The organism is Collimonas sp., assembly GCF_039923675.1.
In the GTDB taxonomy this organism is placed as follows: domain Bacteria; phylum Pseudomonadota; class Gammaproteobacteria; order Burkholderiales; family Burkholderiaceae_D; genus Collimonas.
In genome coordinates this window covers 45401-63931 of record NZ_JBDTCG010000063.1, presented here as the reverse complement: position 1 = coordinate 63931, position 18531 = coordinate 45401, and the positions used below count along the sequence as shown (strand labels likewise).

13 protein-coding genes are annotated in these 18531 nt (G+C 57.3%); 11 read left to right on the top strand and 2 right to left on the bottom strand.

Features of this window, described 5'->3' with window-relative positions; translation table 11 throughout:
• Positions 1-2458, bottom strand: a 2458-nt coding sequence (locus tag ABI171_RS14105; RefSeq protein ID WP_348093195.1) for a type VI secretion system Vgr family protein, incomplete at its 3' end; no start/stop codon positions are given.
• Between the two features lie 891 nt (positions 2459-3349).
• Here ABI171_RS14105 and minC point away from each other — a divergent pair.
• The 10 genes from minC to prmC all read left to right on the top strand — a co-directional run bounded on the left by minC (position 3350) and on the right by prmC (position 14835).
• Positions 3350-4078, top strand: coding sequence for a septum site-determining protein MinC (gene minC / locus ABI171_RS14100; RefSeq protein WP_348093194.1), 729 nt, complete (start codon positions 3350-3352; stop codon positions 4076-4078).
• Positions 4079-4185: 107 nt separating this feature from the next.
• A complete protein-coding gene (gene minD / locus ABI171_RS14095) occupies positions 4186-5001 on the top strand; it encodes a septum site-determining protein MinD (RefSeq protein ID WP_348093193.1) in 816 nt (271 codons plus the stop codon).
• Between the two features lies 1 nt (position 5002).
• A complete protein-coding gene (gene minE, locus ABI171_RS14090; RefSeq protein ID WP_348093192.1) occupies positions 5003-5254 on the top strand; it encodes a cell division topological specificity factor MinE in 252 nt (83 codons plus the stop codon).
• A gap of 386 nt (positions 5255-5640) precedes the next feature.
• Positions 5641-6330, top strand: coding sequence for a response regulator transcription factor (locus ABI171_RS14085; protein ID WP_014007885.1), 690 nt, complete (start codon positions 5641-5643; stop codon positions 6328-6330).
• A 30-nt stretch (positions 6331-6360) separates the two neighbouring features.
• Positions 6361-8034 carry a FecR domain-containing protein gene (locus tag ABI171_RS14080; RefSeq protein ID WP_348093191.1) on the top strand — a complete coding sequence of 558 codons (1674 nt, stop codon included), beginning with the start codon at positions 6361-6363 and terminating at the stop codon, positions 8032-8034.
• A 48-nt stretch (positions 8035-8082) separates the two neighbouring features.
• Complete coding sequence (locus tag ABI171_RS14075; RefSeq protein ID WP_348093190.1) at positions 8083-10473, top strand: CHASE2 domain-containing protein; 2391 nt, start codon at positions 8083-8085, stop codon at positions 10471-10473.
• Positions 10474-10654: 181 nt separating this feature from the next.
• Complete coding sequence (hemA, locus tag ABI171_RS14070; RefSeq protein ID WP_348093189.1) at positions 10655-11944, top strand: glutamyl-tRNA reductase; 1290 nt, start codon at positions 10655-10657, stop codon at positions 11942-11944.
• A 112-nt stretch (positions 11945-12056) separates the two neighbouring features.
• On the top strand, positions 12057-13139 hold the full coding sequence (gene prfA / locus ABI171_RS14065) for a peptide chain release factor 1 (protein WP_348093188.1): 1083 nt from the start codon (positions 12057-12059) through the stop codon (positions 13137-13139).
• Between the two features lie 300 nt (positions 13140-13439).
• On the top strand, positions 13440-13940 hold the full coding sequence (locus ABI171_RS14060) for a disulfide bond formation protein B (RefSeq protein ID WP_348093187.1): 501 nt from the start codon (positions 13440-13442) through the stop codon (positions 13938-13940).
• A 25-nt stretch (positions 13941-13965) separates the two neighbouring features.
• Positions 13966-14835 carry a peptide chain release factor N(5)-glutamine methyltransferase gene (gene prmC, locus ABI171_RS14055; RefSeq protein ID WP_348093186.1) on the top strand — a complete coding sequence of 290 codons (870 nt, stop codon included), beginning with the start codon at positions 13966-13968 and terminating at the stop codon, positions 14833-14835.
• Positions 14836-14923: 88 nt separating this feature from the next.
• Here prmC and aqpZ read toward each other — a convergent pair whose 3' ends face one another.
• On the bottom strand, positions 14924-15622 hold the full coding sequence (aqpZ, locus tag ABI171_RS14050) for an aquaporin Z (RefSeq protein WP_348093185.1): 699 nt from the start codon (positions 15620-15622) through the stop codon (positions 14924-14926).
• 370 nt (positions 15623-15992) lie between these two features.
• Between aqpZ and ABI171_RS14045 the strand changes: the two genes are divergently transcribed.
• Positions 15993-18341 (top strand): Tex family protein, encoded by a 2349-nt coding sequence (locus ABI171_RS14045; RefSeq protein WP_348093184.1) that lies wholly within the window; start codon positions 15993-15995, stop codon positions 18339-18341.
• Positions 18342-18531 lie beyond the last annotated feature (190 nt).

Here is an 18531-nt window from a genome sequence, read left to right as displayed (position 1 = left end):
GCGTGCCGCCTTTGAGTTTGATGTAGGCGCCGCCGGTGGTCATGAACGTGATCTCTTCCGCCATCAGGATCAAGTGCTTGGCGGCAGTTATCTTGAGATCCTTGGCCGAGTCGATCTGCATGTCATCATGCTGACTCTGCATGAGGAACTTGCCATAGTGCGCAATCTGCGTAATCCCTTCCTTGTGCGCGAAGAGGGAGATGCCCTTGCCCGCATTCAGATTGAAGCGCTGGCCTGCGGTCAATTGCATGTGCTGCTGCGCTACCGTGTCGATATTCTTGGCCGCATAGCTGACGATGGTTTTAGGCGTGCTGATGGCGATGCCTTCAGGTGCCGTGATACTGATAGTCGGTTTTCCACCCTGGCCTTGCGGGTCGGTGTTGCTACCGCCAGCCGCAGCGGCAACGTCGTCCTTGAGAGCAGACTGCGGCGTCGCATCCAGCGCCAGCGCCAAATGTTGGGCGGCATAGTCGCCCAGGGATTTGCACAATTCCAGACAGTCTTTCAGCAAAGCGATGTGTTCCGCGTTGCTGAGTTGTTCGTCCTTGCCTTCGAGCCGCCTGGTGGCTGAAATTAGCAGCGATCTCGCGGTCTTTATACTGCCACTTCCCGAAGTAGCCAATTCGAAGCCATCGCCGCGTGGATCGGCTTTGCCATTGCTGCGTGGCTGGGTCAGGTAGCCCAGGTTCAATTCCGACGCGGCATGTTCACTGGATAAGTGACTGGAAATTTGCCCCGGCGTGCTGTCGAACCGGAGTTGATTTTGTTTTTTTCCGTTGATTTCCTTGATCACCATGCCGGACAGATAACGATCCGCAGGCAACTGGCTGACACGGCTGAAACTGGGCGGCGGCGTCTCGCCGCCATGCACGCTACCGGTGATAACCATTTTATCGGGATCGCCTCCCAGGAAGGAAATATGAATTTCATCGCCAACTCGCGGCAGAAAATTCAGCCCTCCTCGTTCGCCAGCAGAGGGGCTAGCAACCCGTAGCCAGGCGGTGTCGTACTCGGTCATGTCGTCGCTGGAGGCCAGCGGGTTGTCGCGCTCTGATGGTCGAATACCAGGCAAGCGAACCAGGATTCGACCCAAAGCGTCAGTATAAACTTGTTCGTTTTTTGGACCGATAACAATACCCGTGATGGAATCAATACGCGGCAGATCGATGCGTGGATCGTAAGCCGGAACGATAGGAATGCCCCGTCGCACGCAGGTAAATTGATTGGTATAGCGTGCACTGCGTTCGCTGTTGGCCTGGCTCAGCAGGGCGGCCTGGGCACTGCTGTCGAAATTCCAGCGATTCAATGCAAACAGGCGTAATGCCCGTTCACTGATCGTATGCGGCAGATTGTTCTCCGCTTCGACGCGCAGTTCAGTGAAGACAAATTCGCGTTCCTTGGCCGGATGGCTGTCGATACCGGGGTGGCCGCTAATCCCGGCCCATTCACCAACACCAATGACACGTACACCGCTTTCACCTTGCAGGCACTTAGCCTCAAATTCATGACGCCGCATTTTTTGGACGCCAAGACTCTGGTGATCGGCGGCATCGTCGCCCACATGCGGTACGTCAATCAGGATATCCTCAATACCCGCCGCAAAACGATTGCCCAGCTTACCCTGGTCGTTTTGATTCTGTTGAGTGGTGCTGGACATGCGCGCAGTTTTATAGTCCCAACTCAGACCAGTGTGGTTCCCTGGTGTTAAGGTCCGCCTGGTGTGCAAGGCCGTAATGCAATCGCTGACCTCGGTACCATCATCGCGATGGTAGCGTATGGTGCCAGCGCTATTTTGTTCCAGCGTCCAGACATCATCGAAAACCACCAGGGTATGCGTCGCGGTCTGGTCGCTGCCGGCAGCGCTGGCCTTATTTGGCCGGATAAACCATGCCAGCCCGCGTCGCTTCCACAAACGCCGCAAAAACGCCGCGTCCGATTCATTGCGTTGCTGGGTGAGTTCCCGTCTCGGATAATGACTCTTCAAGCGCCACAACTCAAAATCAAAAGCACGCGCCAGCACCGGATTCTTGTGACGCCATTCCGTCAAAATGCTTTCGGTGATTTCGATCTCATTCTTGTTTTTGAAAATCCGGCTATTGCAGCCCTTCTCCATGATCGATAGCGCGTCACGGACTACCAACTGGTAACTGGCAAGGCCGCCATCAGCCTCACCAGCTACTACCGCATCAATTACCCCACAAACTGAGCGAAGGCCGCCGGTATCGGTGACGAACTGCACCTCGACTGGCAACGCCATGAATTCTTTGGTCGGCAGATTGGCCTGGGTGGATACGCACAGCAAATGGTATTCGATGCCGCCGCAGATGGACTCTATGCCACGCACATGCTGGACTAGCAACGCGTCATCGACCACACCTTTTTCTTGCGACAGCCGCAGGCGAATTGGTCGGTTGGCTTCGGTGAGTTTGGATAACCCAGATAGGTCTTGCAAGTTCATGGTTTAACTCCGGGCAGACAAACAGGGGACCAAACAATGCCAGCGCAACAAATAACACCGTAGTCAGGTGATAAAAAAACAGAAAGAGAAAATGGGATACACAATATTCAAAGTGGTAGGACCATACACAATTGATCGTTGTTGTGTAACTGTTAAAACCATCAGGTATTGCCAATAATCAACGCGCTACCACCCGGCAATCTTACATCGACATAGGCATGCAAAATTGCAAACAATTGTATCACCGCTCAGAATAAAGAAAATTTCCCCTGGAAAACTATTTGAATTTAAACGTATTGCTGACAGAGGTGATGAGAGTCGAATCGGCGCTTTCCCTGTAATTTTCTGATTTGGCTCAGATGGGAAAGGGTTCAATAATTTGTCCGACGCCACAATATTTATATATGGCAACATTCCACAAAATCGACATCGAATCGACACTCAAAGCCTTTCTACAATTTCGTAAGGCTCCTGACTGGGCGGCGCTTTCCGAGTATTATGCGAACCTGTTTTGTAGAAAGAATCAAAGATAAGTTGTTGAACGGCCTGAATAATGGTGAAGTTTGAAAATCCTTGTGTCGGTGGTTCGATTCCGCCCCGGGCCACCAAAATACCAAAAAGGGCTTAGCTTCGGCTAAGCCCTTTTTGCATTTGCGGCGCGATTTAACGTTAGGGCAATCCTCGCATCCGGTTCGGCGCAGCCGCCTAGGTGCAAAGAAATGCAACAACAAACGGCAATCCTTTTTTTGTGATCCCCTTGAGATTTGGTAAGATCACTAAATAAGACAATATTTTATATACCTTTAAAACGAACCAATTGCCGCCTAAACGTTCTATAAACCAATTCGCCAGAACTTTCTGCCTTGGTTTGCCCATACATCTCACTGCTTTATGCTCAAAAACAAATCCCGCAAGCCGATTGAAATAAAGATTGCAACAGTGGTCGCCGTATCGGCGATCTTGCACGATTCCGATCCCATGGCCTTGGAAGCAGCCTTGCAGGAGATGACGGGAGGCACCGCGGATTTCTTTGACAACGAGTTTGCCGTCATCGATGTCGCCGCGCTGGGAGCGGATCGCCCGCCAATAGATTGGCCGCAACTCATCTCGCTATTGAAAAAATACCGTTTGAATGCGGTCGCGGTGCGTAACGCGCCGGCTGAAATGGAAGCCGGCATCGTCACCAGCGGACTGAGCATCGACCACGTGGTTGCAGCGCGCCAGGAAGTGGCGCCGCCGGCAGTGCCGGTTGCAGCACCCGCCAAAGCCGCCGCCAGCACTATGATCATCGACACGCCAATACGCGCCGGGCAACGCATCTATGCGCGCGACGCCGACCTGGTGATCACAGCCACAGTTAACAATGGCGCCGAAATCATCGCCGACGGCAGCATCCATGTCTACGCGCCCTTGCGCGGGCGGGCGCTGGCCGGCGCCAGCGGCGATACCTCGGCACGGATATTTGCGGCGAGCATGGAAGCTGAACTGGTTTCCATCGCCGGTGTTTACCGCACCTTTGAAAACGGCCTGCCGCCGGAACAGAAGGGCCAGCCCGCACAAATTCGACTGAGCGGTGACCGGATTGACGTACTATCGCTCAATTCCGCTTCGCGCAATTAATCAGGTCCGGAATGTCGCAACCGTTTATTTAATCAGTTGGGGACAGAGTAATTCGCCGCGCTAGGGCGAATCATAAACTCTTCCCGCAATGCATATAGGAGCTCTTCGTGGCAAAAATCATCGTTGTTACGTCCGGCAAAGGTGGCGTCGGCAAGACCACCTCCAGCGCCAGTTTTGCGTCGGGCCTGGCCATGCGCGGCCATAAAACCGCGGTGCTCGACTTTGACGTCGGCCTGCGTAACCTGGATCTGATCATGGGCTGCGAACGGCGCGTGGTGTATGACCTGATCAATGTCGTCAACAAGGAAGCGACGCTGACCCAGGCCCTGATCAAGGACAAGCATTGCGAAAACCTGTTTATCTTGCCGGCTTCGCAAACCCGCGACAAAGATGCATTGACCGAGGAAGGCGTCGAGACTGTTCTCAACGACCTGATCAAGATGGATTTCGAATACATCATCTGCGACTCGCCGGCCGGTATCGAGCGCGGCGCCGTAATGGCGCTGACCTTTGCCGATGAAGCAATTGTCGTCACCAACCCGGAAGTGTCGTCGGTACGCGACTCCGACCGCATCCTCGGCATCATCCAGGCCAAATCGCGGCGCGCGCAGAATGGCGGCGAACCGGTCAAGGAACATCTGCTGATCACCCGCTATTCGGCAAAACGCGTCGAAGCCGGCGAAATGCTGTCGTACACCGATGTCCAGGACATCCTGCGCATCCCGCTGATCGGCATCATTCCCGAGTCGGAATCGGTATTGCACGCCTCTAACCAGGGCAATCCCGCGATCCACATCAAAGGCAGCGACGTCGCCCTGGCCTATGAAGACGTGGTCTCGCGCTTCCTCGGCGAAGACGTCACCCTGCGCTTTACCTCCTACGAAAAGCCGGGTTTCCTGCACCGCATCTTTGGAGGAAAATAAAATGGCATTGCTCTCGTTCTTGTTTAACAGCAAGCCCAAGACCGCCTCGGCCGCCAAGGAACGCCTGCAGATCATCATTGCCCGCGAGCGTAATGGCCGCTCGGGCCCCGATTTCCTGCCGGCGCTGCATAAGGAACTGATCGAGGTGATTTCCAAATATACCAAGGTCAATGCGGACGACATCAAGATTTCCCTGGATCGCCAAGGAAATCTTGAAGTGCTGGATGTGAATGTGGTGTTGCCGGACGCCTGAACAAGCCACTTGCCACGACCGGCAGCCCGCAAAATCTGATAACCGGACAGCCATCAATCATTCACTGATCGATTTTGCTCGATGGCCCGAGCCTCCGCCGAGATAGCGCGCTGCCTCGAAGGTGTAATTTTACAAATCCCGTCATACACTGTATGACAATCGCAACTCGCACCCCGATAAACCCGCCATCGGCCAGTGTTTTAGCGCATGCTTTGTTAAATTCAGCCGCGACCCTGTTTTTTAATTTATTTGTGGCAATTGCAAAACACTGGGAACTTTAGAACATTTATCTACAGCAATGTAGTAATAAGAATAATATACTCCTTGTACATGCCACAACACCGATGCCGTCCACCAACGTTGGCATCACCTAACATAGCCAAAATATGAGAATTGCTGTCCTTGATGACGATCCCAGTCAAACCGATCTAGTTTGCCAGGTGCTCACATCCAGTGGCCATATTTGCCATCCGTTTCAAAGCGGGAAAGAAATATTGAATCAGCTGCGTCGGGAGAGCTACGACATGCTGGTTCTGGACTGGCAGGTCCCTGATCTGAGCGGGCCCGAGGTATTGCGCTGGGTGAGAGATAAACTTCCCAAGACCATTCCGGTCCTGTTCATCACCAGCCGTTCCGGCGAAGATGACATCGTGGAAGGCTTGGCCGCCGGCGCCGACGATTACATGATCAAGCCGATCCGGCGCAGCGAGCTGGTGGCGCGGGTGCAAGCCCTGCTGCGGCGCGCGTATCCGATCCAAAACAGCAGCGAACAAATCGTCTTTAACGACTATCTGTTCGAAACGCGTTCAGGTCGCCTGACCCTGGCCGGCAAACCGATCGAGATTACTCAGAAGGAATTTGACCTGGCCTTGTTGTTTTTTCGCAACCTGGGTCGCCCGCTCTCACGCGCTTACATTCTCGAGGCAGTGTGGTCGCGCGACGTCGACATTCCTTCCCGCACCATGGATACCCACGTCTCGCGGGTAAGGAGTAAGTTACAATTGCGACCAGAAAACGGCTATCGGCTCGCACCGGTTTATAGCTATGGGTATCGATTGGAACAACTCACAGGATAAGGCGCGTTGCGGTTGCGCTGATAGACAACTATGCGCAGCACATTCACGAAACTAGCTCTACTGGCGCTGTTATCTGCGTCTTCCTCGCCGTTATTTGCCGCCCCGCCAGCGCTCGATCAAGACGCGCTTCAGGTGGGGGCTGCCACCATCACTTACCGTGCGCAACTGGGCGATACCTTAAGCGTGATCGCCGATCAGCTCACCGGCAACAAGAGCAACTGGGCGCAACTGGCAAAACTTAACCGCATCGGCAATGACCGCACGATCCCGATCGGCACCGCCATCATCATCCCGGTATCGCTGCTACCCGACGATCCCAGCACGGCGCAGGTAGCGGCCATGTCCGGCAATATCGACGCTACCGGCGCCGATGGCCGCGCTATCGATATCAGCATCGGCACCACGCTGACAGAGGGCACCATCATCAATACCGGCAACAACAGCTTTCTGACGCTGAGCCTGCCCGATCAATCGCATATCGCACTGCCCTCCAACAGCCAGGTCAAACTGAGCAAACTGCGCACGGCGCGGTATACCAAGAGTCCGCGCACTGAAATTACGCTATTGAAGGGCCGGGTCGAATCCAAAGTCTCGCCACTGGAAAAAAACAAAGGCCGCTTTGAAGTCCATTCGCCGCTGGCGGTAGCGGGCGTACGCGGCACCGACTTTCGGGTGGATCTGGTGGACGGCCGGGTTCTGACTGAAGTGTTGAGCGGCGGCGTCGCAGTCGCCAAGAAAGACAAGCCGGCAGCGCTGACTTTGCATGCCGGCCAAGGCAATATTACCAATACCAAAGGTATCGGCAAGGCAGTGGCATTATTGCCCCAGCCTGAATTTACCGGCCGTCCGCAACTGCAGGAACGGCCGACATTGCGCTTTACCGTCAGTCCGGTCGGCGGCGCCAGCGGCTATCGCGCACAAGTTGCGACCGATGCCAACCTCGGCAACATCGTGAGCGAGGCCGAGTCTGGCACCCCCGACATCAAGATCAACGGCCTTGAGGACGGCAAGTATTTCGTGCGCATCACGGCGCTGGACCAATCCGGCTTACAAGGCAAGCCGCTGATCGCTGCCTTCACATTGAAAGCCCGGCCGGAACCACCGTTCTCGATCGAACCGAAAAACAAATCGCGCAGCGAAAACCTGGTGTTTATCTGGGCCGAAGTCAGCAATGCCCAGGCCTATCATTTACAGGTCGCCAGCGATGCCGGTTTCAACCATGTCGTCATCGATGAAGCCGCCTTGAGCGCGCCGCAATTCACGGCCGGCAAACTACCGCTCGACGCCTACTACTGGCGCGTCGCCACCATCGTCGACAAAGCCGGCGTCCGCGACCAGGGGCCGTATGGCGATCCGCAGGCTTTCAGCTTGCTGCAGGCGTTGCAAATTCCTAAGATTGCCGATGCCATCGACGGCGACCTATCGTTCCGCTGGACCGGCGAGCCGGAGCAGAAATTCGTGGTCGAGATCGGCCGCGACGCTGCATTCTCCAACCTGCTGCTGACACAAGACACCGCTACGCCGGAAATCAATGTGCCGCGTCCGGCCAGCGGCACCTATTACATTCGCATCAAAGCGATTGATCCTGACGGTTACGTCAGTCCGTTTTCGCCTGCGCAAAAGGTGTATATCGGCAGCCGCTGGGTCACCAGCGATGGTTCGCCGCTACGCAACTCTGCCGGCGATACCCAGACTGGCTATTAACCCGGACAACGCCATGCCAGCTCACGCCCGCCATTCATGATCAAACAGGTGATCCCACTCATCAAGCGGGTGGCGTTTCGCCAATGGATGGCGATTACGGTGCTGATGCTGATCGTAGCCGGCAGCATGGGCTATGTGAATGGCCTGGGACGGCTCGATACCACGCTGTACGACCAGTTCATGCGCGCCGACTCGCGTCCGGCGCGCGACGACATCATCATCGTCGCCATCGACGACTACAGCATCAGCAAACTAGGACGCTGGCCGTGGGAACGCAGCCTGCACGCCAAGCTGCTGAACCGGATCATGCATGCCAATCCGCTGGCGATCGGGCTTGATGTCATCATGCCGGAAGCGGAGCAAGGGCAATCGCCCGGCCAGCGCGCCGACGACCGCGCACTCACCAAAGCGCTGACCTCCAGCAAGCTGACCGTACTACCGATCGTGGTGGCCAGCGCCGGCCCCGGCCTTAGAGCGCTGTTGCCGACCCCGGAATTCCAGGACGCGGCCCGCAGCCTCGGCCATATCCATCTGGAGCTCGACTCGGACGGCGTGGTGCGCAGCGTCTTTTTGCAAGAAGGCCAGGACGGCAAATGGTGGCCGCATTTTGCGGTGGCATTGGCCGGCGTCGCCGGCCAGAAGATTACCGACGCCAACGGCAACCTGCCCGGCGCCCGCCTGGGTACGCCGTCGACGGGTACCGATGCCCACAAGGCGGACAGCTGGCAACGCGACTACCAGATCCAGATCCCGTTCGCCGGCGGTAGCGGCCATTTCCGCTCGGTGCCCTATGCGTCGGTCCTGCGCGGCGACGTTCCAGACCAGTTTTTTACCGGAAAATATGTCTTGATCGGCGCCACCGCACTGGGCATGGCGGACACTTTTCCGACACCGGTTTCGGGCACTTCCGGCGTCATGCCGGGGATCGAAATCAACGCCAACATCCTCGCCGGCCTGCTGGACCACAAAACGATCAGCATTGCGCGACCTTTGCAAACTGCGCTGTTCAGCATCATTCCGGTATTGATTGCGCTCTCCAGCTACCTGCTGTGGACACCGCGCGTTTCGTTAGTCATCACCTTCTCCCTGATGCTGCTGACGATGGCGGTCAGCTATTTCCTGCTGACGCTAGGCATCTGGCTGGCGCCAGCCGCCGCCCTGATCGCCCTGGCGATTGCGCATCCGATATGGAACTGGATCCGCCTCGAATCGGCGATTTCCTATCTCGGGCAAGAATTCATGCTGCTCGACCAAGAGCCGCATCTGCTGCCGGAAGTGAATACCGAACCCGCGCCGCAACAGGTGGAAGATTTGCTGGAACAACGCATCAACGCCATGCGCGTGGCCGCGCGCCGGGTGCGCGATTTGCGCCAGTTCATTTCCGATAGCATCAACAGCCTGCCGGACGCGACTCTCATCACCACCATCGACGGCCATGTGCTGGTCTCCAACCAGTTCGCGCGCGACTACTTCGCCGCCGCCGGCATCCGCAACATCGACGGCGCGCTGTTGCCTTATTTGTTTTCCAACATGAGCACGCCGCAAGCCACCAATACTTCGGCCAACCATAGCTTCAGCTGGTGGGATCTGATCGATCTGGAGCACGTGTCGACGCTGACCAGCGGCACCTCGGTACAAGACCAGCAAGGACGTGACCTGCTGATCAAGAGCGGCCCTTGCCACTCGGCGCACCAGGCGCTGACCGGCTGGATCGTCAGCATTGTCGACATCACGATTATCCGCGCCGCCGAACGCAGCCGCGACGAAACCCTGCGCTTCCTGTCGCATGACATGCGCGCGCCGCAGGCCTCGATCCTGGCCTTGCTGGAATTACAAGGAAACGCCGCTTCCGCCCTGCCGCAAAAGGAGTTTTTCGCGCGCCTGGAGCAGGCTGCGCGCAAGACCCTGGGCCTGGCGGACAATTTCGTACAGCTGGCGCGCGCCGAATCGTCGGAGTACCGGCTGGAAGAAGTGGATTTCCAGGATGTGCTGTACGACGCCGTCGATGAAATGTGGAGCCTTTCCAACAACAAGAAAATCGAGCTGATCACCGATATCGAAGGTCAGGAATTCCTGACCAATATCGACCGTTCGCTGATGGCGCGCGCGCTCTGCAACCTGATTTCCAACGCCATCAGCTACAGCCTGCCGGACACCCGGATTACCTGTACTCTGCGGCTGAAATACGTCAAATTGCTGCCGCAAGTGGTTTGCCGCATCAGCGACCAAGGCTTCGGCATTGCGCCGCACGACCAGGCCAAGCTGTTCCAGCGTTATCAAAGAGTCAGCGCGCCCGGCCAGCCGCACTCGGACGGCACCGGCCTCGGACTGGTATTTGTCAAAACCGTGGTCGAGCGTCATTTTGGCGAAATCTCGCTGGAAAGCACCTTGGGCGAAGGCAGCACTTTCATTGTTACCTTGCCAGCCACCAGCAACTGATTGCGGCGGATATTAGTCTCAGGTATAGCTGGTATTGGCTGGCCGCCAATAGGATCCAGGCTACTAAGAGTATAATCACGGGTTAACGGCATTTATAGCTTAGTACTTGTCTTAATTACCAAATTACCAAATTACCAATTAGTTGGCCAAATAAGCACCCTTCCCGTCCGTAACCGCAACCATGCACCTGCTAACTGTCGGACTCAACCACACCACCGCGCCGGTTTCCCTGCGCGAAAAGGTGGCTTTCCCGGCTGACCAGATCGGTCAGGCGGTGATGGCGGCGCGCGCCTGGTTCAGCAGCGGCAACGGGGCCGACATGTCGGACGAGGCGGCCATTTTGTCGACCTGCAACCGCACCGAGCTGTATGCGGCAGGCAATCTGGAGCACGGCGTCGACACTGCTATCGATTCCACGGCCCACTTCCTGGCCCATTACCACCAGTTGCCTTACGCCGATTTACGGCCGCATTTGTACACATTGCCGCAAGACAATGCCGTGCGCCATGCTTTTAGAGTGGCGTCCGGACTCGATTCGATGGTGCTGGGCGAGGCGCAGATCCTGGGACAGATGAAGGATGCGGTACGTCACGCCGAAGCGGCGGGCGGACTAGGCACTTATCTGCACCAATTGTTCCAGCGCACCTTTGCCGTCGCCAAAGAAGTTCGCAGCACCACCGAAATCGGCGCCCATAGCGTCTCGATGGCGGCCGCGGCAGTGCGCATGTCGGAACGGATTTTCGATACGGTCGCCGGCCAGCACGTGCTGTTTATCGGCGCCGGCGAGATGATCGAACTGTGCGCCACCCACTTTGCGGCGCAGAACCCGAAATCGCTGACAGTCGCCAACCGCACCATGGAACGCGCCGAGCTTCTGGCCCATCGTTTCAATGGCCAGGCAATCCGGTTGGCCGACCTGCCGACCCAGCTCGGCAACTTCGACATCATCGTTTCCTGCACCGCGTCCAGCCTGCCGATCATCGGTCTCGGCATGGTCGAGCGCGCCGTCAAGGCGCGCCGCCATAAGCCGATATTCATGCTGGACCTAGCGGTGCCGCGCGATATCGAGACTGAAATCGGCCGGCTTGACGACATTTTCCTGTACACCGTCGACGACCTCGGTTCGATCGTGCAAGCCGGCATGGAAAACCGCCAGGCCGCAGTGGCGCAAGCCGAAGCCATCATCGAAACCCGTGTGCAGTCGTTCATGCACTGGGTGGATAACCGGATAGTCGTGCCGGTCATCCAGGATCTGCAAGAGTCGAGCGAAGCGATGCGGCGAGCGGAACTGGAACGCGCCCGCAAAATGCTGGCCAAGGGCGAAGATATCGAAGTGGTGCTGGAAGCGCTATCCAAGGGCCTGACCGCCAAATTCATGCACGGCCCGCAACAGGCTTTGCACAATGCCCAGGGCGATGAGCGCGCGCGCCTGGCAGCCCTCTTGCCGCAACTGTTCCGCACCAAGCGTTAGCGCGCCTGCGCTACACTCTATCCCCGCGTGCGGACACGCATCCTCGTGCTCCCTGCTGCCGGCACTTCCCTCTCCAAAGTTTTAACTTGTCTTTTTCTGACTGAAACACGCCATGAAACCATCAATGCTCGCCAAGCTCGATCAACTCGCCAACCGCCTGGTGGAGGTCAATGACCTACTGATGCAGGAAGATGCCACCGCCAGCATGGACAGCTATCGCAAGCTGTCGCGCGAACATGCTGAACTCGGGCCGCTGGTGGCGTTGTACCAGTCCTATCAGCAGGCCAGCGGCGACATCGAGGCAGCGCAGGAAATGCAGTCCGATCCGGACATGAAAGAGTTTGCCCAGGACGAAATCATGGCGGCCAAGGCACGCATGGAACAGCTGGCAGGCGACCTGCAAAAAATGCTGCTGCCGAAAGATCCGAACGACGAACGCAATATTTTCCTGGAAATCCGCGCCGGCACCGGCGGCGACGAGTCGGCGCTGTTTGCCGGCGACCTGCTGCGCATGTACAGCCGCTTCGCCGAGCGCAACCGCTGGCAAGTCGAAATGGTGTCGGAATCGGCTTCGGAAATCGGCGGCTACAAGGAAGTGATCGTGCGCGTACTCGGCGTTGGCGCCTATTCCAAGCTTAAGTTCGAATCCGGTGGCCATCGCGTGCAACGGGTGCCGGCGACCGAAACCCAGGGCCGTATCCATACCTCGGCCTGCACCGTCGCCATCATGCCGGAAGCGGATGAAGTCGGCGATGTCGATATCAATCCGGCCGATATCCGCATCGACACCTACCGCGCCTCGGGCGCGGGCGGCCAGCATATCAACAAGACCGATTCCGCGGTGCGCATCACGCACATGCCGACCGGTATCGTGGTCGAGTGCCAGGATGACCGCAGCCAGCACAAGAACAAGGCCTCCGCCTTGAAAGTGCTGGCGGCGCGCATCAAGGACGGCCAGTTGCGGGCGCAGCAATCGAAGGAAGCGGCGACTCGCAAATCGCTGATCGGCTCGGGCGACCGCAGCGAGCGCATCCGTACCTACAATTTCCCGCAGGGACGGATGACCGACCATCGCATCAACCTGACCTTGTACAAGCTCGATTTCATCATGGATGGGGACCTCACGGAACTGACCAATGCGCTGGCCGCCGAGCATCAGGCCGATCTGCTGGCGGCGCTGGGCGACGCGGTTTAATCGCTTTCGTTGTTGCTCGTCACCGGTTTTTGAATAATCGCATATGGTAGTGTAGTGATTCACCCTTGTCGGCACATAAAAGTGCGTCTTTTTGCCCCATACGTCGTTGCGCATCCTCGCGATAGCTCACTATCGCTCCAGTGCGCGCCTAGTATGGAACAAAAATCCGTCACTTTTATTGGTGCCACCAAGTACGAATCACTACACTAGCGTCTGCCCCGGAACCAAGCACCAGCAGCACTATCTGATGCACGGTATCAGGCACGCGTAATATTCGACTCACCAAACATCGATTAAAAAATGAAAAACACTAAATCCATTTTGCTTGCAGTCGCCTTCATCTGCCTCGCCATTCTAGGTGCCGCCCTGTATTTGCAACATTATCAAGACATGCAGCCGTGCCCCTTGTGCGTGATCCAACGCTATGCCTTCGCGACGATCGCGCTGGTTTGCCTGATTTGCGCCAGCTTGCCGTCAGGCGCCCAAAAAGCTGGCGCCGGCCTCGGCATCCTGGCGGCGCTGGGCGGCGCCGGCACTGCCATCTGGCATCTGTGGATCATTGCCCATCCGGCGATTTCTTGCGGCCGCGACGCGTTGGAGGGACCGATGAATGCCTTGCCGCCGGCGACCTTGCTGCCATCGGTATTCCAGGTGGACGCCTTTGCACTTTGCACCACTGCCTACGATCCGATCATGGGCCTGTCGATCCCGCAATGGTCGCTGTTGGGATTTGTGGTGCTGCTAGTGATTCTGGTTGCCACGCTGTTCAAACGCAGAAGCACCGCCAATCGCGGCTACTAATTCCGTCTTCAAGGCTAGCATTAACATGACCGGGATTGCCGACACGTTTGTCATTGAGCCAGGCTGCAGTATTGCCGCGGTCTTGAAAAAAGCCCCGCTGGCGCCGCTGGAAAACCGTATCCTGCTGATGTATGTATTACAGCTCTCGCGCATACAGCTGATTACGCAGGATGAGCGCAGCATCGATGCACAACAGGCCCACCAGTTGGCGTTATTGTTCAATCGGCGGCTGCGCGGCGAGCCGATTGCCTATATTATCGGCCAGCGCGAATTTTACGGCTTGCAACTGGAAGTCACGCCGGACGTGTTGATTCCGCGTCCAGAGACTGAATTGCTGGTGGACCTTGCCTTGCAACATCTGCCGCTCGACGCACGACGGCAGCTTAGCGTGCTCGATCTCGGCACCGGTTCCGGCGCCATTGCCATAGCAATTGCCCACAGCCGTCCCGACCTGGAAGTGACGGCGCTGGATGTCAGCGCCGCCGCTCTTGCCGTGGCGGGCCGCAATGCGGCACGCCATTTGCGTCAACAACATACGCCGTTCCAGCTAATGCAAAGCGACTGGTATTGCGCGCTCGGCGAGCGGCAGTTCGATGTCATCGTCGCCAATCCTCCCTACATCGTTGCGGGGGACCGGCATCTGGCGCAAGGCGATTTGCGCTTTGAACCGCAAGACGCCTTGACCGATCATGCCGATGGTTTGAGCGCACTACGCAAGATTGTCGACGGCGCCGGCGCTTACTTGAAAAATGGCGGCTGGCTGCTGATGGAGCATGGCTACGATCAAGCGGCTGCGGTGCGTGAATTGCTGAACGCGCAGCCGTTCGAAGAGGTGCAGAGCTGGCAGGATATTGCCGCCATCGAACGAGTTAGCGGAGCCCGCTGGAAAGCTTAGAGCCACAATCGAGGCAACAATTGAACAGCAATAAAAAAAGCGCGGCACATAAATTGCCGCGCTTTTTCATATCCGGATGCGATAAGAATCAGTTGTTCTTCTCACCCCAGATTGCCGGATATACAACCCCTGCAATCAGGGCGCCAACCAGCGGCGCCAGCCAGAACAGCCACAGCTGCTGCAACGCCCAGCCGCCGACAAACAGCGCCTGGCTGGTGCTACGGGCAGGGTTGACCGATGTATTGGTGACCGGAATGCTGATCAAGTGGATCAAGGTCAGGCACAAACCGATGGCGATCGGCGCGAAACCGGCTGGCGCGCGCTTGTCGGTTGCCCCAAGGATCACGATCACGAACATGAATGTCATCACGACTTCCGTAATCAGGGCGGCGTTAATCGAGTACAAGCCAGGTGAATGCTCGCCATAACCGTTGGCGGCAAACCCGCCGATGTCCGCGCCCGGCTTGCCGGTAGCGATCAGATACAAAATGCCGGCTGCAATGATGCCGCCGACAACCTGAGCAATCCAGTAAGGCAGGATTTCGCTTTTTGGAAAACGACCGGCGGTAGCGAGTCCCAGCGTCACCGCCGGATTCAGATGGCAACCGGAAATATGGCCGATGGCGAACGCCATCGTCAGCACGGTCAGGCCGAAAGCCAGCGCGACGCCGTGGAAGCCGATGCCGAGGCCGGGAAATCCCGCAGCCAGCACCGCGCTGCCGCAACCGCCAAGAACCAGCCAGAATGTACCGAGAGCTTCCGCTCCCATACGTTTAGAAAGATGCATATTCGACTCCTGAAGAAATACTACTATGTGATTACCTTGATGAACGGCAAGCTATATATCGTTGCCTCATCGCGTACGGCCACAAGCATATTTGCTGAATGATGGGCGAACAAGAAAAAATTTATCATTTAACAATTCTTTTCATTTCACCCTCCATCTACGCCAACTTCCTATCAGACTGGTCCCAAGAATGCGCTCTGATGGCATAAATAATACCATCGAGAAATATAAAATGGCGATATGTCAATCATTCGAATGATTTTGGTGCGCCGGCTTTTCTTGTGTTGCTCATTTTTCGAGCTGTCAAGACTGGCGAAATTATCTGGATTGCGTATGATCCAACGCTTGATTTTCACTCTTAAGAATTGTCATGCTGCCTTCGATCGAACAACGCCTCGCCCTTGAACTTGTCGCCAAGCCGGCCCAAGTCGCCGCTGCCGTCGCCCTGCTGGACGAAGGCGCCACCGTGCCTTTTATTGCACGCTACCGCAAGGAAGCCACCGGCGGCCTGGATGATATCCAGCTGCGTTTGCTGGAAGAGCGCCTGCGCTATCTGCGCGAATTGGAAGTGCGCCGCGGCGCCATCTTGGCGTCGATCGAAGAACAGGGGAAAATGACGCCGGCATTGCTGCAGGCGATCACCATGGCGGAAGACAAGACGCGCCTGGAAGACCTGTACCTGCCATACAAACTCAAACGCCGCACCAAGGCGCAGATCGCGGCGGAAGCCGGCCTGACCGTATTGGCCGACGCCTTGCTGGCCGATCCGAACCTGAATCCGGAACAGGAAGCCGATAAATATCTCAAGCCCGCCTTCAGCACCGACAGCGGCGACAATCCCGGCGTCGCCGATGCCAAGGCAGCCCTCGACGGCGCGCGCCAGATCCTGATGGAACGTTTTTCGGAAGACGCCACGCTGTTGCAAGCACTGCGCGAGTACCTGACCGAGCACGGCGTGGTGGAATCGAAAGTGGTGGAAGGCAAGCAGGACGCCGGTGAAAAATTTGCCGACTATTTCGACTATTCCGAAACCATCGACACGATTCCGTCGCATCGCGCGCTGGCCTTGTTCCGCGGCCGCCGCGAAGAAATCCTGAACGTGGTGCTGCGCTTGGACACCGAAGAAGAAAAGCCGAAGTGGGACGCCCCGCACAACCCATGCGAAGGCCGCATCGCCGCCCGTTTCGGCATCAGCAACAAGAACCGCCCGGCCGATAAATGGCTGAGCGACACGGTGCGCTGGAGCTGGCGGGTCAAGGTTTTCATGCATCTGGAAACCGAGCTGATGACCAAGCTGCGTGAAAAGGCCGAAGTCGAGGCAATCAATGTCTTTGCCCTCAACCTGAAAGCGTTGCTGCTGGCGGCGCCGGCCGGCCCGCGCGCCACCATGGGCCTGGACCCTGGCCTGCGCACCGGCGTCAAAGTGGCAGTGATCGATGCTACCGGCAAGGTGGTCGACACTACCGCGATCTATCCGCACCAGCCGCGCAATGACTGGGACGGCTCGCTGCACACGCTGGCGCAACTGGCGGAGAAGCACAAAGTCTCGCTGATTTCAATCGGCAACGGCACGGCATCGCGCGAAACCGACAAGCTGGCGCAGGACCTGATCAAGCTGCGGCCGGAACTGAAGCTGACCAAGATCGTGGTGTCGGAAGCCGGCGCTTCGGTTTACTCGGCGTCTGAATTTGCGTCACGCGAATTGCCGGACATGGATGTCTCGCTGCGCGGCGCTGTATCGATTGCGCGGCGTCTGCAGGATCCGTTGGCGGAGCTGGTCAAGATCGATCCGAAATCGATCGGCGTCGGCCAATACCAGCATGACGTCGGCCAGACCCAGCTGGCGCGCTCGCTGGATGCGGTGGTGGAGGATTGCGTGAATGCGGTCGGGGTCGATGTCAACACCGCCTCGGCGCCGCTGCTGGCGCGCGTTTCCGGCCTCAACGCCAGCGTCGCCCAAAGCATCGTCACCTATCGCGACATGAAGGGCATGTTCACTTCGCGCGCCGGGTTGCGCGAAGTGCCGCGGCTGGGCGACAAAACCTTTGAACAGGCGGCTGGTTTCTTGCGCATCATGAACAGCGATAATCCGTTGGATGGCTCTGCAGTGCATCCGGAATCCTATCCGCTGGTGGAAAAAATCCTGGCCGACATCAAGAAAGACGTCAAGGGCGTGATCGGCGACAGCAAGTTGCTGACGTCGCTCAACCCGGCCAAATATGCCGATGAAAAATTCGGCGTGCCGACCATCGCCGATATTCTCAAGGAACTGGAAAAGCCGGGCCGCGACCCGCGTCCGGAATTCACCACCGCCACCTTCAAGGACGGCGTCGAGGAAATCCGCGACCTGCGTCCCGACATGATCCTGGAAGGCGTGGTCACCAATGTGGCGGCGTTCGGCGCGTTTGTCGACATCGGCGTGCATCAGGACGGCCTGGTGCATATTTCCGCGCTGTCCAATACCTTCGTCAAGGATCCGCACAGCGTAGTCAAGGCCGGCCAGGTAGTGAAAGTCAAAGTGCTGGAAATCGACGAGAAGCGCAAGCGCATCGCCCTTACCATGCGCCTGACCGATAATGCCCCCGTGCCAGGAACCAAGCCGGAACAGCGCGCCGACCGTAACGATGCCAAGCGCTTGTCCCAGCATCAGCAACGACAAGCTGCGCCGGCATCGGCCAGTGGCGCCATGGCTGCTGCGTTTGCCAAACTCAAAGGATAACAATTAGGCAAGCTCATCAGGGCGGCGTCCGAGCATCTCCATGCCGCGCGACACCCCCTGAATTAGCATCTCTTCGACAAAATCAGCCTGGACCTAATCCGAGGCCTCTTGTCATCGTATAATCACGGCACAATCGATTTCCAACAGGTTTTATTTTGTCAGCCGCTTCCAATACTTCATCCTCACAATC

What these genes read in the sequence shown, in the direction of transcription:
- ABI171_RS14045 (WP_348093184.1), top strand. Translation starts at nt 15,993, where the DNA reads ATGCTGCCTTCGATCGAACAACGCCTCGCCCTTGAACTTGTCGCCAAG.
- aqpZ (WP_348093185.1), bottom strand. Translation starts at nt 15,622, where the DNA reads ATGCATCTTTCTAAACGTATGGGAGCGGAAGCTCTCGGTACATTCTGG.
- prmC (WP_348093186.1), top strand. Translation starts at nt 13,966, where the DNA reads ATGACCGGGATTGCCGACACGTTTGTCATTGAGCCAGGCTGCAGTATT.
- minC (WP_348093194.1), top strand. Translation starts at nt 3,350, where the DNA reads ATGCTCAAAAACAAATCCCGCAAGCCGATTGAAATAAAGATTGCAACA.
- minE (WP_348093192.1), top strand. Translation starts at nt 5,003, where the DNA reads ATGGCATTGCTCTCGTTCTTGTTTAACAGCAAGCCCAAGACCGCCTCG.
- ABI171_RS14080 (WP_348093191.1), top strand. Translation starts at nt 6,361, where the DNA reads ATGCGCAGCACATTCACGAAACTAGCTCTACTGGCGCTGTTATCTGCG.
- ABI171_RS14060 (WP_348093187.1), top strand. Translation starts at nt 13,440, where the DNA reads ATGAAAAACACTAAATCCATTTTGCTTGCAGTCGCCTTCATCTGCCTC.
- ABI171_RS14085 (WP_014007885.1), top strand. Translation starts at nt 5,641, where the DNA reads ATGAGAATTGCTGTCCTTGATGACGATCCCAGTCAAACCGATCTAGTT.
- prfA (WP_348093188.1), top strand. Translation starts at nt 12,057, where the DNA reads ATGAAACCATCAATGCTCGCCAAGCTCGATCAACTCGCCAACCGCCTG.
- hemA (WP_348093189.1), top strand. Translation starts at nt 10,655, where the DNA reads ATGCACCTGCTAACTGTCGGACTCAACCACACCACCGCGCCGGTTTCC.